The organism is Saccharopolyspora indica (genome assembly GCF_027853965.1).
In the GTDB taxonomy this organism is placed as follows: Bacteria; Actinomycetota; Actinomycetes; order Mycobacteriales; family Pseudonocardiaceae; genus Saccharopolyspora; species Saccharopolyspora indica.
Genome location: NZ_JAQGLB010000015.1, coordinates 50418 through 66750, shown reverse-complemented (window position 1 = coordinate 66750; position 16333 = coordinate 50418). Strand labels below are relative to the sequence as shown.

Genomic DNA, 16333 nt, shown 5'->3' with positions numbered 1-16333 from the left:
GATCGTCGTGCAACCGCTCACGCTGTTCTGCTTCCCGCACGCAGGAGGCAGCGCGACCGCTTACCGCCCCTGGCGCGCGCTGTTCGACGACCGGGTCGAGCTGCGCCCGTTGGAGCTGCCCGGTCACGGCGCGCTGATGTCGCAGCCCCTGCTGGAGAACATCGGCGACCTGGTCTCGCACCTGGTCCGCGAGATGCTGGTCCAGATCGCCGACCACAACGTGTCGCGCTACGCGCTGTTCGGGCACAGCCTGGGTTCGCTCCTGGCCTTCGAGACCGCGCTGCGGCTCCGACCCGAGCCCAGGCCGGCGGCGCTCGTGGTCTCCGGCCGCAACGCCCCGAGCGTCCCGCACCGGGCGCCGCGCACCCCGCACGGCACGGCCCACATGGCCGGCCTGCCGGACGACGACCTCGTGGTCGCGCTTCGCGAGCTGGACGGCATTCCGCCGGTGGTGGAGCACAACCGCGATCTGCTGGAGCTGTTCCTGCCCGCGCTGCGCACCGACCTGCGGATCGCCGAGACCTACCAGCCGCGCCCCGGCGTCCGGGTGGAGTGCCCCATCGCGGTCATCGGAGCCGAGGACGACCCGATGACCGATGCGCCGGGCTTGGCCGAGTGGTCGGCCGCGACCACCGCGCGAACCGCCTCCAGGACGGTGTCCGGCGGGCACATGGCGGTGCAGAAGCCGGAGTTCTGCCGCTCCGTCGTCGACGCGCTGGAATCGCTGAACGTCCTGCGCTCCCACCGCGACGTCGTCGGGGAGAACGCGAATGCCGGATGAGCGCACCGGCCGACTGCTCGCGGTCAGCGACCTGCACGTCGGCTACGCCGACAACAAGTCCATCGTGGACCGGATCCGGCCCGCGGCCGAGGCCGACTGGCTGATCGTGGCGGGCGACGTGGCCGAGCAGGTCGAGGCCGTCGAGAACACCCTCGGGCTGCTCAGCCGCCGGTTCGCGCAGGTCGTCTGGGTTCCCGGCAACCACGAGCTGTGGACGCCCGAGCACGACCCGGTCCAGGCCCGCGGCGAGCAGCGCTACCACCTCCTGGTGGAGATCTGCCGGACGCTCGGCGTGCTGACCCCGGAGGACCCGTACCCGGTCTGGCGCGGCGTCGGCGGCCCGGTCCGGATCGTGCCGCTGTTCCTGCTGTACGACTACAGCTTCCGGCCGCCCGGCACCCGCACCAAGGACGAGGCGCTGCGCCGGGCGTACCGCGAAGGCGTGGTGTGCAGCGACGAGTTCCTGCTGCACCCCGACCCGCACCCGAGCCGGGAGGCCTGGTGCCACGCCCGCATCACCGAGACCGAGGCCCGGCTCACCGCGCTCGACGACGAACTGCCGACCGTGCTGGTCAACCACTACCCGCTGGTCCGCGCGCCGACGGACGTGCTCCACCACCCGGAGTTCGCCCAGTGGTGCGGCACCGAGCGCACCGCCGACTGGCACCGGCGGTTCCGCGCCCGCTGCGTGGTGTACGGGCACCTGCACATCCCCCGGATCACGCACCACGACGGAGTTCCCTTCCACGAGGTCTCCATCGGCTACCCCAGGGAGTGGCGCCGGCACGGCCACCCGCACGGCGTGCTGCGCCAGGTCCTGACCGCCGGGTGATCGAGCCGGCCGAGGTGGGGTCCGGGTGCGGCCGGGTCAGGGGTTCGACCACCGCACCGGCGCGAGGTGCAGCCCGCCTTCTCCCCAGCCGGCGCTGGTGATCGAGGTGCGTCCGCCGGGCTCGGTGATGATCTCGGCGGCGTGGGCGTCGATGTGACCGGCCGGACTGTCCACTGTGAAGCGGAACGGGTTCGCACTGGAGTACACCCGGGTGTCCTTGTAGCCGGGATCGCAGCACACGAACAGGTACCAGCCGTCCGGGCGCCGCACGACGAACGGGGATTCGGTGGGACCTCCGAAGGTGCCCGAGGCGGGATGCTCGAAGGCGACCCGCTTTTCGCTCCAGTGCACCAGGTCCAGGCTGGTCCGGTAGGCCACCTGGTGGTTTCCCCCGGCGGGGGCGCTGGTCGCGGTGTAGTACATGACCCACTGGACGCCGATCCTGGTGACCATGGGGTCTCTGGCGTCGAATCCGTCGGTGAACAGCGGGTTGGCCGCGCTGCGGGTCCAGGTCCGCAGGTCGGTGGAGGTCGCGAGGTGCATCCGGTAGGCCGTGTGGTCGGGAGTGCCCGCCGCGTAGAACATGTGGTAGACGCCGTTGGCGAAGACCACGTGCGGCGCCCAGATGTGGCTCTCGCCCGATCCCGGATCCGCGGTCAGCGCGAACGGCTGTTTCGTCCAGGGGCCTCGCGGTGAGGGTGCCGTGGCGTGCCCGAACTGCTTCTCGTCCAGCGGATCGGCCGGTTCGGCGTGGGTGATGGCGTACACGTGCCACACACCGGTGGCCGCGTCCCGGATCATCGTGTGATCGTTGTAGTACCACTGCTCGGTCTCGCCGACCGACGGGTCGTAGACGTGGACGAACTCGCCTGCCGACACCGAATCGGCCACCGAAGCGGACGCGGTGCCGACCGCGACCACGTGGGTCACGACGAGCAGAGCGACCACCGAGCGCAACAATCCTTTACCGGACGCACCGATCATCGTCGACCCCCGCCCATCCCGGCCGCTTCCAACTCGCTCGAAGCGACGCGTCACCTCGGTATACCGGCCGCCCGGTTCTCCCGATATCCGCGAATCGGGTGTTTCGCATCCCCGGCAGTCGACCGCGACTCCTTCATCCGCTGAACGGCGCGCCGGGCTCCGGTATCGCTGAACGCAGTGCGCGCACGGCTGCGGTGCGGGTCCGGCGCGTATCTTCCGCGTTCGACCCGGCAACCTCGTGCCCGGCTCGCGCGTATCGACTACGGCCGGCGGCATCGACTGCGGAAGGGTTGGGCGCGGTGGACGGTGTGACGGGCTTGCTGCTGGTCGTGTCGGGCTCGCTGCTGCTGCCCGCTGCCGCGCTCGTTGCCGTCTGGCTCTGGCGCACGTGGTCCCTCCGGCGGGCATTCGGAAAGCGCGTCTCCCGGGGCCGTTCTCGGAGCGGTTCAACGAGTTCCGCCGGCGGTGGCGGGGACCCTGGCTCCGGCTGGGACGCCGGTGGCGGTGACTGGGGCGGTGGAGGCGGAGACGGGGGTGGCGGAGGTGACTGACCACCTGTCGCATCCGGTATCCGCATGGACGAACGCACTCCTCGATGGCCCTGGGCGCGGCCTGCTGCGCTCTTTGCTGCCGGGCTCGAGGTCACGGTGATCCGGGAACCCCGTCCGCGGCCAGTGCTCGATCGGTTACCGCGTGATGTCACTGCGATACCCGAGCACCCGGGAGCCGAGCCAGGCGATGAATGAGCAGGGCCGTGCCGGGCGGCGCGTCGCGCTACTCGTTGCCACCTCCGAGTACGACGCTGCCCGGCTGCGCGCATTGCCCGATCTCCGTGCCGGCCGGTACCGGGGCGGGCGCGGGCGCAGAAGGTGCGCGCCGCTGGGGGCGTCGTCGGCTACGCTGCCTGCCGTGACGGAACAGACGTGGTCGCCCGGTCCGGGGACGCCTGTGGTCGAGTACCGGTCCGGTCGGACGTTGTTCATCGGCGGGCTGGCCATGTTCGTCTTCTTCGGGTTCGCCGCCCTCTTCCCGGACATCGGGACCCCATCGCGCACTCCGCGATTCGACTACGCCCCGGGCTTCGGGGTGTTCATGATGGCCGCGTTCTCGCTGGGCGGCCTGCTGCTGATGGTCGGCACCATCCCGCGCACGCACCGCTTCGCCGTCGACGAACGCGGCCTGTGGTGGCGGGCCGGCCGCAAATCGGACCTGATCGCGTGGGAGGAGCTGCGCGCCGTGCGCGGCCAGGAACTGCGTCCGCCGGTCAAGGACGACCCGAACTCGAAGCTGCTGCGGCCGGCCCTGGTGTTCACCCCCGTGGACCGCCGCTTCATCACCCACCACCGGGCGCTGCTGCCAGGCCCGCTCACTCCCAATCCGGAAGTGGAGCTGAGACTGCCGAACAGCGCCACGGTCAAGCAGTTGACCGAGGCGATAGCCAGGGTCAGGCCGGACCTGCTCCCCTAGGCGACGGTCCGGCGCTGGTGGCGATCACGGTTCATCGGCCGTCCGCGCGCCGCGGAGGACGATCTCGGTGGCGGTGACGACGGCATCAGCAGGCACCGAGCCGGGGTCGATGGCGCGCTGGATGGCCAAGCCGTCTTCGAGCGCGTGCACGATGAGGGCGGTGAACGCCGCTTCCGCGGTACCGGTTCCGAGCTCGCGCGCCACAGCACCGGTGAGCGCCTCACGGGCATAGGCCTCTCGCTGGGCGAGGACCGACCGTTCACCGGGTGGGCGCCGCAGCGCGTGGCGCACGAGTTCCAGGCGCAACGCCAGCCAGTCCTCCAGGTGAGCGGATCGCTCGCGGTGCCAGGAGCGCAGAGCTTCCCAGGTGTCGCCCTCGCTCGCAGCGAGCTGCGCCACTTCCTCCCGTTCGCGTCGGGTGCGTTCTTCCAGCAGTGCCGCGACGACGGCGTCCTTGTCGGCGAAGTGCCCGTAGAACGCCCCTCGGGTGTACCCGGCGCGGTCGGCGATCCGCTCGACCGAGGCTCCGGCGACACCGTGCTCGGCGAACACCTCGGCGGCCGCGTCGAGCAGTCGCATGCGGGTCAGCGCCTGCGACTCGCTGCGTGAGAGCCGTTGACGGGACATCACCGCTCCTTACGAGTTCGCCACCGGTCCTGCTGCCCGGACGGCGCACGTGACCGCTGTTCACATCCGATTATGCATCCAGATACAGGTGTGTATCTTAGTGGCATGGGTACGAGCGCGCACGAGGTCACGAGCTGGTCAGCGACCCGCATCGCGGCGGAGGTCTCCTCGGGCCGGACGCGCGCGGTCGAGGTCCTGGACGCGCACCTGGACCGCATCGACCGGTACAACCCGCACCTCACGGCGGTCACCTCGCGGCGAGACGACGACGCGCGGAGGGACGCGGCGGCCATCGACGAAGCCGTCGCGCGCGGCGAGGAGGTCGGACCGCTGGCGGGGGTGCCGATCACCGTGAAGGAGACCACCGACGTGCGCGGGCTCGCGACGACGCACGGGCTGCGGGCCTTCGCCGACCGCGTCGCCGGCACCGACGCCCCGCCCGTCGAAGCGATGCGCCGCACCGGTGCCGTCATCGTCGGCCACACCAACATGCCGACCTTGACGCTGACCGGAATGCATCCGCGCAGCGAGCTCTTCGGTGACACGGTCAGCCCCTGGGACCCGGATGCCACGCCCGGCGGGAGCAGCGGCGGGGACGCCGTCGCGGTGGCCACCGGGATGGCGGCGATCGGCCTGGGCAACGATTCCGGGGGTTCCACGCGACTGCCCGCGCAGATGTGCGGAATCGCCGGTTTGAAGCCCACGCCAGGACGCTTTCCCGCCGACCACCGGATCGGCCCGGCCGACCCGGCACCGGCCTCCGCGCTGTTCCCCGTCGACGGACCGCTCGCGCGGAGCGTGTCCGATCTGCGCACCGCGTTCGAGGTGCTCGCGGTCACCGATCCCCGGGACCCCCGCGCCGTTCCGGTGCCCACGTGCGGCCCGCGGCTTGCGCGCGCCGTCGGCGTCGTCCGCGATCCCGGCGGTCACGGGGTGGACCCCGCCGTGATGGCTGCCGTGGAGGCCGCGGCCGACGCGCTCGCCGACGCCGGCTACGCGGTCGCCGAGGCCGACGTCCCCGCGCTCGACGACGCCCTGGCGGTGTACACGGGCATGGTTCTCACCGAGTTCGCCGGGAACTGGCCGGCGATCAGCGCGCTCGTCGGCCCCGAAGCGTCCCGCTACATCGACTTCGACCTCGACGAGCACCCGCCGCTGGACCTCGAGCAGTACCTCGACCGTGCCGCCCGGCTCCTGACCGTGCGCCGGGCATGGGCGCAGCGGGCAGCGGTGACTCCGCTCCTGCTCGGTCCCGTCAGCACGCGCGCCCGGTTCGCACCAGGGCAGGAATCCTCGTCCGCGGAGGAGAAACGGCGGTACGGACGTTCGATGGCGCTCTCGGTGTGGTCGACCGCGGTCGGCGCACCCGCGGTCGCCGTTCCCACCGGCCTCGTCGACGGCCACCCGGTCGGAGTGCAGCTGATCGGGCCGATGTTCCGGGAGGACGCCGTGCTCGACGCGGCGCAGGCCGTCGAGCACGCGCTCGGCACGCTGACCCCCGTCGAGCCCCGAGGAGCCAACCCGTGACAGCATTCGCGACCGATCCGGGATGAACTCCTGAAAACGGGCGGAACAACTGGTGCGTCGCGAAAGCACGCCCGACCGGCACTCGCTCGACGCACGTCGGCGAGGCCTGACCTCCGCCTTCCCGCACGGGCACCGCGGCGCTCGGCGGGTTGACGCAGCAAACCGGTACCGAGTCGCGCGGCGACTGTGCAAACAGAACCTGGACGTTGTTGACGCCGCTTCATATCTTCGGGTTGATCATTCGGCTACTCGACGGAGCGTCAATGTCGCACCACCTTGATTCCCCGCTGGCCCGGCAGGATCCGCGCCTGGACATCAGCGATGTGTACCTGTTTCGAGGAACCGGCGGGACCGCGTTCGTCATCAACGTGAATCCGCTGTCGGGTGCGGGCGCATTCCACCCCGAGGGCGTCTACGAATTCAAAGTGGACACCGACGACGACGCGATCGAGGACATCACGTTCCGGGTGACCTTCGGCGAGCAGGACGCCGACGGCAGGCAGCCCTTGGAACTGCGTCGGCTCGACGGGGCGGATGCTCGCGATCGCGACGCCGCCGGAGTGCTCGTCCTCAGCGGGACGACCGGTGCGGAGATCTCCGGAACGGGCGGCACCCGCATCTGGGCGGGCCCGGCGGCGGATCCGTTCTACATCGAGCCCACCGTGATCACCGCGGTCAAGAACGCGGTCGCCGGAGGCGGGACCATCGACCTCGGCGACTGGGACAGCAGCGAGGCCGCGAACCTCTTCGCCGGGACCAACGTCAGCGCGATCGTGCTCGAGGTCCCGAACGACGCGTTCGGTGCGGACACCATCGGGTTCTGGGGAGTCACGGTGCTGCCGACCGATGCCGGCGGATGGCGCCAGATCAACCGCTGCGCGCAGCCGCTGATCAACACGATCTTCCACCCGGACGACTCGGACCGGGCCAGCCAGTACAACACCACCCAGCCCAGCCAGGACCAGGAGATCTACGGTCCGGCCGTCCGGGAGCTCGTCGCCCGGGTCGTCGCCGAGCTGCGCACCGCGGCCGACCCGGCCGACTACGCCCGGCAGGTCAGCGAGACCATCTTCCCGGACCTGCTGCGCTACGAGATCGGCACGCCGGCGAACTTCGGCTTCGCCAAGCGCAACGGACGCGGCCTGACCGAGTGCGGTCCTGAGGTCATGTTCGGTGTCGTGCTGAACAAGGCGGTGCCGCTGGGCTTGGACAGCCGGGCGGCATCGGGCCGGCTGCGCGATGAGTTCCCGTACCTCTCCCTTCCCGTCCAGGCGACGGAGCCGGCCTGATCTGAGAGAAGTGGCGCAACGGTTTCCGAGAGTTCTTCCCACTCGCCGGAACACGCCGCTCAGCTCAATTCCGGTGATGGACGAGAACATCACCGCTCGCAGGATGCCGATGTTCCATCGCCGCTCGGCCGAACATGACATAGCCGTGGAATTCGGGCACGTCATGTTCGCCTGGGACTGATCCGCGCCCGCCAGCGTCCGCTTCGGCGGGAAAGCAATGGCACATCGGCATCTTCATGCTGCCCGAGAACGGCGTCCGACGACGTTCTCCGAGTCGTCACGACCGGTTCCGGCGATCGAGTTCCCTTTCGACCGTCGCACATCAGATCACCGCAAGGAGTTCCCTTGTCCCTCCCGCACGACCCTGCTTCGAGGAAGTACCCGAAAGTCGACGGACATCGCCTGCTCCTCCCACCCGAGGACGTCGAGGCAGCCGCCCGCTCGCGGCGACTGCGCGAACTCGGGATCAGCAGTCGGCCAATACCGGAGTTCGACGAGTTCGCCGGTGAACTGGCGGCCACTCTCGAAGCCCCGTTCGCCATGGTCAACTTCATGGACGACGACCGGCAGTACTTCGCGGGCCTGCACGTGACGCGCAGCGGCACCGCATCGGAGACGGAGCCCGCGCCCCCGCTGCCGGCGGACGATCCGATGCGGACCATGGACCGCGACCACGGCTACTGCGTCTACGTAGCCGCTCGCCGCCGAGCGCTGGTCCTGCACAACATCCGCGATTACGCGCCCTTCTCCGGAAACCCCGTGGCGGACGAGATCGGCGTCCGCGCCTACCTCGGCGCCCCGCTGATCGACCGCACGGGCACCGCTCTGGGAACGATCTGCGTTGTGGATCAGGTCCCGCGGGAGTGGGGCCGGGAAGGCCTGGAGATCATCAAGCGGATGGCGGCCCAGCTGGTCTCCAGGATCGAACGGGGCGAGTACACCACGTCCTAGGGCGCACCGGGGACGTGCCCGGCAGCACCGGTGTCACCGCCCGCGCTCACCCGGCCGTCCAGCGCCCGAAGGGCCAACACCACGTCGTACCGGGCCGACGGCCCGTTCAGCAGCGATCTGCCGAGGATTCCTTCGATGCGCAGCAGGCGCTTGCGCGCGCCCGGAACAGAAATTCCCAGTGCAACGGCGGTCTCCTCCAACCGCGCGTCGCAGCCCAGCCAAGTGCGCAGCGTCGTCAGGGCCAGCCGTGAATCGTTGTCGAGCACGGGCGAGAGCAGCGTCCGCGCCCACTGCCGCACCGGCGCGGCGTCGAGCAGGTCGTCGAGTTCGGGCACTTGCCCGCTGCGCGGCCGGATCGAGCGGTTGAGCAGCCGCAACGCCAGATCCAGGATCGCCTGCGCGGTGACGTCGTCGAGGTCGCGACCCAGGATCCGCTCGATGCGGCGCAACCGGATGGACACCGTGTTGCGGTGGACCTTCAGCTGGGCCGCCGCCTTGCCGTAGAAGCTCAGCCACGAGCGCAAGGTCGACAACAGCTCGTCGCCATCGGGGTCCTGGCTGCGTTCCGGGGTGAAGTCGAGCAACGGCTCGAGCACGCTCGCCGCCCATTCCTGGCCTGCCCGGCCGAACAACGCCGAGAGCGCGGTCGCGGGGCCGAAGGTGGCGAACCGGGTGGCATCGTGCTTCGCCATCGCGACCGCGTGGAACGCCTGCTCGTAGCCGGATGCCGTGTCGCGCAACGCCACAGGCGGGCCCACTCCCACGTGAACATCGCGTCCGCTCGCGATCAGCTCCTGAAGCACTGCGTCGAACTCGGCGGACTCCGGCCGGTCCTGCACCGCCGGCGCCAGCACGATGAGCTGCTGGTCGTAGACGGGACATCGGACGATCCACGCGGTTCGACCAGACGCTTCGAAACAACGATCGGCGTACTCGTCCCGCTCGCCGGCACCGCATTCGACGACGCAGACCCGGAGCCGGTCCGGCAGTTCCGGTCGCAGTGCGCCCGCCACGCGCCGGGCCCCGTCGAGATGTCCGGCCATGAGCAGGTGGAGCACCGCTTCCCGGGTCAGGGCTTCCGCGCGCTTGACCTCGCCCTGCTTGCGTTCGATGCCGTCGCCCCAGACCCGCAGGCCGAGCAACCGGACGGCGTCCATGACCGTTCCGACGGCATCCGCGGGAAACGAGCCGTGCTTGGCCACCACGAGGATCGGGCACGGTTGCACCTGGCCGACGGCGATAATCCACACCGAGTGCGAGCCGAGTTCGATCGAGGCCGACTGGCGTCGGCAGGCGACGACGGAGCCGATCGCGTCCTCGATCTCCGGCAGCAGGTCCTTCGGCGGTGCGGGAGCGGCCGCGACCGGTTCACCGGTCTGATCGAGCAACATCGCCCAGCCGCCGACCTGGCTCGCCAGCGACTTCAGCAAGCGGCGCACACCGTTCGGCTGCGTCACCTCGCGGAGCATCAGCCCCAGGTCGTGCCCCGAGTTCGCGGGCCTGTCAGCAGCCATGGCCGAGACCAGCGCTACGTCCGACGCCCCCGGTCCGAACGACGATGTGCGGGTGACCGCCGAAGACGTTGCCGATGTGATCCTGGGGTTGAGACACCACCACAGTATGACCGGCAAGCGCTGCCCCGGTTGGCTTTTCAGGAGATCCGACGTCCGCAGTTGCGGCGGCGGAACCTGCCAGCTGTGCCGACGGCGCCGCGCCAGGGGCCGCACGGCACCGCAGCATTACCGTCCACATTGGTCACCGGTGATCGCGGTCCGGCCATCGGCCCGAGGCCGCACGGCGCGGCGCGGAGTCCAGCCTAGGGCCACTCCCAGTGGTCGCGCTCGGGCAGCCGCAGCCAGCGGTCGGGTTTGCCGTTGATCGCCCGGGTGTCGGTCAGCCGCAGACCTGCGTAGGCGCAGCTGTAGGCGACGGCGTTGTGCTGGTAGAGGTAGGCGGCGAGGACTTCTTCGGCGGGATCACCGGGAAAGGGGTCACCGCCGGGGTGCAGGTCCCAGCCTTCGATGGCGCCATCGCGCGCGATGCTCCCCTGGTTGCCGCTCTTGGGGTTGGCGTAGAGGCCGTAGCAGACGGTGCCCGCGGACAGCCGGCTCGTCACACCCGGCATCTGCGGCGCGTAGCCCCACGGCTGGCTGATGACGCAGCCACCGGGCACATCGGTGGCCCCGATGAGGTCCAGGTCCTGGTCGAAGGCGTGAGGGTCGGGGTCGATTCCCTCGACGGGCACGGCCTCCAGCCGCCGTGCCGCCTCGGCGGCGCTGATTCCCGCGACCGCGGCCAGGCCGAGCCCGTCGGCGAACCCCAGGCCGTCGAGGACCGCGGTCAACCGCTGCCCTTCGGCCGCCGCGAGGGCTTCTTCCCGGGACAGCTCGAACTCCCCGGGTTCGAGGTCGAACAGGTCGGGGGTCGGCCCGGCGAGGCTGAGGCGGGCAGGTGACCAGCCGGCCATCATCGGCAGCCGCGGATCGGCTCCGGCGGCGGCCAGGACCCGTGCGTTGTCCGGGCGGTCGGCGTAGACGGCGAGCCAGAGCGCCGTGGCGCCCTCGTGCTCCGCGTCGAGATCGTCGACGCGACGCGCCAGCTCCGCGACGACCTCCGGTGAACCGCGCTCGGCCGCCGCGTGCAGGGGCCTGCTCCCCCACGCGGGGGCGTTCGGATCCGCGCCGGCATCGAGCCGCGCCCGGATCAGGTCGTAGTCCATCCAGTCGCGGAAACCCAGACCGGCCCAGCCGGATCCATCGGCAGTAACCACGTTCCTCCTTCGAGAAGTGCGGGACAGGTCGGTGATCATGCCCCACCCCACCGACACGCGAGGGATTTCCCCGGTTGTCGCGATCCGCCCTGCGGCACCGGGGGGTCCTGTTACCTTCGGGTCGCAGTCGGCAGGTGATCGCCGGCGTGCACGAGCGGGCTGGGGACGGATACGACGAACGCTCGACGACCGGGGACGAAGCGTGCCGGTGCTCGCTGGGGAACCGCACCGCCGCGGACAGCTCGCACGAGCTGCGGCAGCAGGTGCGGTGGCAGTGCCGACGCGCGGGTGAATCCTCTGATCCCGCAACGGGATCCTGGCTGCGATCGCAGCGCCGCACAGCACCGCCGGGTTCACGACTCGATGACCGAGGAGGAGAACGAGGTGACCGAGACCGAGCACGGGCAGTCCGCGCAGTGGCTCCCGATCGAGCAGGAGAACAACCCCCGGCTGGGCCGGGACATCATCTTCGACTACCTCAGGACCGCAGGTGTCGACCGGCTCTACGGAGTTCCCGGTACCAACGAGATCCCGCTCATCGACGGCACCGACGTTCCGGAGAACCGGATCGAGTACGTGCCCTGCCTGCACGAGAACATCGCCCTCGGCGCCGCGATGGGGTACGCGCGCCACCGGCGGACCGGCAGCGGCGAAGTCGTGCCCGGCGTGGTCGGGTTGCACGTCACGCCGGGAGTCGGCCACGCGATCGGGAACCTCTTCAACGCGTCCCGGTCGCACGTCCCGCTGCTGGTGCTGTGCGGCCAGCAGCACAGCAACCTCCTCATCCAGGAACCGCTGCTGGGGTCGGACCTGGTCCAGGTCGCCCAGCAGTACACCAAGTGGGCCTACGAGGTGCGCGGTCCCGACGAGATCGGCATGGCCATGCAGCGCGCGCTGAAGACCGCGCTCGCGCCGCCGATGGGGCCGGTGTTCCTGTCGATCCCGTGGGAGTTCCTGGTGCAGCCGGGGGCCGATCCGCAGCGCGGCCGGTTCACCCGGATCGCAGGCGAGTTCCAGGCGCAGCCCTCCGAGCTGGACAAGGCCGCCGATCTCCTGGCCAGGTCCCGGTACCCGGTCATCGTCGCCGGCGACGGGGTCGGCGAAGCCGGGGCGTGGCGCGAACTCCAGGACCTGGCCACGGCCATCGGCGCCCCGGTGTACACCGAGCAGCTCAGCAGCTACCTCAACTACCCGTACCACCTGGCGCACGCGCGGGGCGAGCTGCCGAGCGTCCAGCAGCAGGTCCGGCAGGTCCTGGGGCGCAAGGACGAGGAAGCGGTGCGGGACACCGTGTTCCTGTGCGGCTTCAACGCGCAGGCGCAGCTCGTGATCTACAACTGGGACGAGGGGCCGCTGATCCCCGCGCACCTGACCCAGGTCTACCTGCACAACGACCCGTGGCAGATCGGCAAGAACCACTACGGGGCGGCGGCGCCGCTGGGCGACATCAGGGACGCCCTGCCCAAGATCACCGCGGCGGTCAAGACCCATCCCCGCTACGACCAGGGGCACGTGGACCGCCTGAACGAGGAGCTGGCGCAGGAGGACCGGGAACTCGCCGGCGAATTCCGGCAGCGGGCGAAGGAGGTCCCGGAGCGGGGCGTCGCTCCCGCGATGCTGGTGGACGTGCTCAACGGGGTTCTGAGCAACCACTCGATCCGCCTGATCAACGAGGCCTGCTCGGACACCCTGGACTTCCAGCAGGGGCTGCGCTTCGACTCCCCGACCGGCTACACGTCGTCCGAGGGAGGCTCGCTGGGGTACTCGATGCCCGCCAGCCTCGGCGTCGCCGGTGCGGTGCGCGGAGCCGGGGAGCCGGCGGGCGAGCGGCCCATCGTGGTCAACGCGGTGGGCGACGGTTCGGCGCTGTTCTACCTGAACACCTGGTGGACCGCGGCCAAGTTCCAGCTCCCGGTGCTGTACCTGATCACGAACAACAAGCAGTACAAGACGCTCCGGGTCGGGCTGGACGTGCTGCGCAAGTCCTACGCCTGGGAGCCCAGCGGCCCGGCCGAGTACCTCGAACTCGACGGGAACCCCCAGCTGTCGTTCGTGGAGCTGGCCGCGGGGTTCGGCGTCGACGGCTGCCTGGTCGAATCCGCGGACGACCTCGAAGAGGTGCTGACCCGCGCGGTCCAGGAGGTCGACGCGGGCAAGCCCTACGTCGTGGAGGTCCTCACCGACCCGGATCTTCCCGACATGACCGAGGTCGACATCAGCGCGACCGGCCGGACCGGTGCGCTGCGGGGCGATGCCGGTCAGCGGGTGATCTGGAACTTCGGCCCTGCCTGACCAGCGGTGGTGTCGTGCAGCTCGTCGTCGAGCTGCACGACGCCCCGGCCGATCACATGTTCCACAGGACGGTCGCCGGAACCGGCGGCGCCGCCCAGCTCGTCGGCGGGTTCCACGTGCCGTGGTCGAGGAAGTCCTCGACGACCGGCACCCACGGGGCGTGATCGATGCCGCGCTGCAGCAGCCAGTCGTCGTCGTAGTAGGTGTCGAGGTAGCGTTCACCCGGATCGCACAGCACGGTGACGACCGTGCCGGTCTCGCCCCGCTCGTGCATGCCGTGGAGGATCTTCAGCGCCCCGTACAGCGCGGTTCCGGTCGACGCACCGGGCCGGACTCCCAGGCGGTCGGCGGCCACCCGCATCGCGGCGATCGACGCCGGGTCCGGCACCTGGATCATCCGGTTGACCAGCGGGAAGAGGAACGACGGCTCGACCAGGGGGCGGCCGATGCCCTCGATGCGGGAGCCCGGGGCGGTCGCCGCGCGATCGTTGTCCCGCCAGCCGGGGAAGAAGGCGGAGTTCTCCGGGTCGGTGACGCAGACCTTGACCTTCCGGTCGGTGTACCGGGCGTAGCGGGCCACGGAGGCCGCGGTCCCGCCGGTGCCGGCGCCCATGACGAACCAGTCCGGGTCCACGGCCTCGATCACCTCGGCGGCGATCCCGTGCTCGGCGCGCCAGTCGTAGGCCCGCTCGGCGTAGGTGAACTGGTCCATGAAGTGCCCGTTGGTCTCCTGCGCCGTCTTGCGGGCCACCGCCGAGATCGCCGCGCCGGACGCCTCCTTGATCTCACCGCCCAGCTCGGTGATCGCCTTCTTCTTCCGGGCAGCGGTGCCCGCGGGCACGACGGCCAGGAACCGCATCCCGAGCTCGCGGCAGAACCACGCCTCGGAGATGGCCGTGGATCCGCTGGAGGCCTCCACGACCGGACCGTCGCTGCGCAGCCAGCCGTTGGCGAAGGCGTTGAGGAACAACGCCTCGGCGAGCCGGTGCTTGTGGCTCTTCGTGGGATGGGCCGTCTCGTCCTTGACGTACAGCTTCAGCCCGTTCAGCTGCGCCGGGAGCGCGATCTCGTGCAGCGGGGTCGCCGGGCGCGGCATCGCCCGGATCCGGGCCACGCACCCGGCCACCCACCGCCGCTCGTCCCGGTAGTGCGGGTTGTCCAGGTCGTCCAGGGCGGGCATCTCACCGACGGTCACGCTGTCCCGGCGCTGCGCCGGGACAGCGCCGTTCGCCAGCTCCGCCTCGTACGGAAGAACCTCTGCCTCTGATGCGGTCATGCGAACCCTCCGTGGAGCAACGGGAGGGATCCGCCTTCCCCTCCGCCGAACGTCACCGCGCACCAACGTAGAACGCGACATCCGGCACAACAGGGACAACTGGCGAACCGCGCGCCGACGAGTGACGTTTGACGCCCGATGGGATGCCCGAACCGGCGCCCCTCAGCCGCCGCCCGGCGGGTCGAGCGCCACACCGGTGATGGCCTTGATCTCCTGCAGGCAGATCTCCTGAACCGGTACCTCGTCGTAGTTGCTGAGGACGACGCCGACCCAACCGCTGTCCGGGTAGATGGTCCAGTTGGCGGACCCGCCGCCGGTGCCGCCGCCGCGCCCGATCACCCACTGGCCGCCGATGACCGAGACCGGCATCGTGTACGCCTCGTACGACGAGGGGCCGGGACCGGGGAGCTTGGGCCCGGCGAACAGGTCGGCGTGGGGTCCGTCCAGCACCGTGCCGTCGCGCAGCGCGGTGGCGAACCGGACCAGGTCCGGCGCGGTGGCGAAACCGTCGCCCGAGGCGTGGCCGATGAAGCCGCGGCCCGGGTTCCGGTCGCCCTCGTCCAGGTTGTGGACGGCGTCCAGCCGGCTGCCGTCCGCCTGGAGCAGGTACGGGTGCGCGATGTGCTCGTCGGTGAGCCACTGCTCCCTGGTGTAGAACGCCGAGCCGGTCATGCCGCAGCGCCCGAAGACGTGCTGGTGCACGTAGTCCCAGAACGTCGTGCCGGTCACGGCCTCCACGATCTGCGCGGCGATGGCCAGGGCGGCACCGCCGCCGGGGCGGTGGCTGTTGTCGCCCGAACCGGGAACGGCGACCAGTTCGGCCTGCCGGGTCCACCGCTCGTGGTGCTCGTGCACTTCCTCCCTGCTGTGGAAGACGCGTTGCCAGTCCGGCATCGGGGCGTCCAGCCCGGAGAGCGGGGTGAGCAGGTGGTGGATGGTCACCTGCTCGGCGATCTCCTCGGCGAAGCCCGTGAGATGGGTGCCCACCGCGTCCGACAGCGCCACCCGGCCCTGCTGCACCAGCTGCAGGATCGCCACCGACAAGAAGGGCTGGCTCCCCGAGGACAGGTTGAACGCGACATCCTCGTGGTTGCGGATGCCCCTTTCCTTGTCGGCCATGCCGTAGCTGCGCGACAGCACCGTCCGGCCCTGGTGCGCCAGCAGCACCACGCCGGAGAACTTGTCCGCCGCGGCCAGTTCCGCCACGTACCGGTCGTAGGCCCCGCCGGGCAGGGTGTCCGGAGGGATCTGGTCGCGCCGCGACCGCTCCGGCGCGGCGGAGGCCGCGCGGTTCACCAGCGGCGCACCGGCCGCCGCACCGGCGGCTGCCAACCCGCTCCACCCGAGCAGCCGCCGCCGGTCGACACCACGTGCGGAATCCGAACCCACGAGCACAATCCCCTCCCGATCGACAAGCCGACGCACGCACCACCCGCGTGCGGATGGGTCGCGGTCCGTGGCTTCACCGAAGACCCCGGACTGTTGCGGTGGCGTATGCGATTTCCGATACGCCCGCGATACACCCGACCGCGAGGTG

The 16333-nt window shown here is 70.7% G+C and carries 13 protein-coding genes; 7 read left to right on the top strand and 6 right to left on the bottom strand.

What is annotated here, in order from left to right:
- The first annotated feature begins 7 nt into the window (after positions 1-7).
- Positions 8-781, top strand: a complete 774-nt coding sequence (locus tag OU416_RS27880) for a thioesterase II family protein (protein ID WP_270930001.1) — start codon at positions 8-10, stop codon at positions 779-781.
- A complete protein-coding gene (locus tag OU416_RS27875) occupies positions 771-1613 on the top strand; it encodes a metallophosphoesterase family protein (protein ID WP_270930000.1) in 843 nt (280 codons plus the stop codon). The genes OU416_RS27880 and OU416_RS27875 overlap by 11 nt, the downstream gene beginning before the upstream one ends.
- Positions 1614-1649: 36 nt before the next feature.
- Here the strand turns inward: OU416_RS27875 and OU416_RS27870 are convergent, their stop codons facing one another.
- Positions 1650-2561: a glycoside hydrolase family protein gene (locus OU416_RS27870; RefSeq protein WP_270929999.1), complete on the bottom strand. Its 912-nt coding sequence runs from the start codon at positions 2559-2561 to the stop codon at positions 1650-1652.
- Positions 2562-3506: 945 nt separating this feature from the next.
- Here OU416_RS27870 and OU416_RS27865 point away from each other — a divergent pair.
- Positions 3507-4064: a hypothetical protein gene (locus OU416_RS27865; RefSeq protein WP_270929998.1), complete on the top strand. Its 558-nt coding sequence runs from the start codon at positions 3507-3509 to the stop codon at positions 4062-4064.
- Between the two features lie 24 nt (positions 4065-4088).
- Here OU416_RS27865 and OU416_RS27860 read toward each other — a convergent pair whose 3' ends face one another.
- Entirely contained in the window at positions 4089-4691 is a 603-nt protein-coding gene (locus OU416_RS27860) for a TetR/AcrR family transcriptional regulator (RefSeq protein ID WP_270929997.1), read from the bottom strand.
- Positions 4692-4796: 105 nt separating this feature from the next.
- Between OU416_RS27860 and OU416_RS27855 the strand changes: the two genes are divergently transcribed.
- The 3 genes from OU416_RS27855 to OU416_RS27845 all read left to right on the top strand — a co-directional run bounded on the left by OU416_RS27855 (position 4797) and on the right by OU416_RS27845 (position 8458).
- Positions 4797-6218 (top strand): amidase family protein, encoded by a 1422-nt coding sequence (locus OU416_RS27855; protein ID WP_270929996.1) that lies wholly within the window; start codon positions 4797-4799, stop codon positions 6216-6218.
- Positions 6219-6481: 263 nt separating this feature from the next.
- Entirely contained in the window at positions 6482-7507 is a 1026-nt protein-coding gene (locus tag OU416_RS27850; protein ID WP_270929995.1) for a DUF4331 family protein, read from the top strand.
- A 345-nt stretch (positions 7508-7852) separates the two neighbouring features.
- A complete protein-coding gene (locus tag OU416_RS27845) occupies positions 7853-8458 on the top strand; it encodes a GAF domain-containing protein (protein WP_270929994.1) in 606 nt (201 codons plus the stop codon).
- Here the strand turns inward: OU416_RS27845 and OU416_RS27840 are convergent.
- Entirely contained in the window at positions 8455-10185 is a 1731-nt protein-coding gene (locus OU416_RS27840) for a PucR family transcriptional regulator (protein WP_270929993.1), read from the bottom strand. The genes OU416_RS27845 and OU416_RS27840 overlap by 4 nt on opposite strands.
- 89 nt (positions 10186-10274) lie before the next feature.
- A complete protein-coding gene (locus OU416_RS27835; protein ID WP_270929992.1) occupies positions 10275-11228 on the bottom strand; it encodes an ankyrin repeat domain-containing protein in 954 nt (317 codons plus the stop codon).
- A 363-nt stretch (positions 11229-11591) separates the two neighbouring features.
- Between OU416_RS27835 and OU416_RS27830 the strand changes: the two genes are divergently transcribed.
- The gene (locus OU416_RS27830) at positions 11592-13520 is read left to right on the top strand and encodes a thiamine pyrophosphate-binding protein (RefSeq protein ID WP_270929991.1); all 1929 of its coding nucleotides are present in this window, start codon (positions 11592-11594) and stop codon (positions 13518-13520) included.
- Between the two features lie 52 nt (positions 13521-13572).
- On the opposite strand, the gene OU416_RS27825 is transcribed toward OU416_RS27830, so the two are convergent.
- Entirely contained in the window at positions 13573-14796 is a 1224-nt protein-coding gene (locus tag OU416_RS27825) for a PLP-dependent cysteine synthase family protein (protein ID WP_270929990.1), read from the bottom strand.
- Between the two features lie 162 nt (positions 14797-14958).
- A complete protein-coding gene (locus OU416_RS27820; protein WP_270929989.1) occupies positions 14959-16185 on the bottom strand; it encodes a serine hydrolase domain-containing protein in 1227 nt (408 codons plus the stop codon).
- Between the last annotated feature and the right edge of the window lie 148 nt (positions 16186-16333).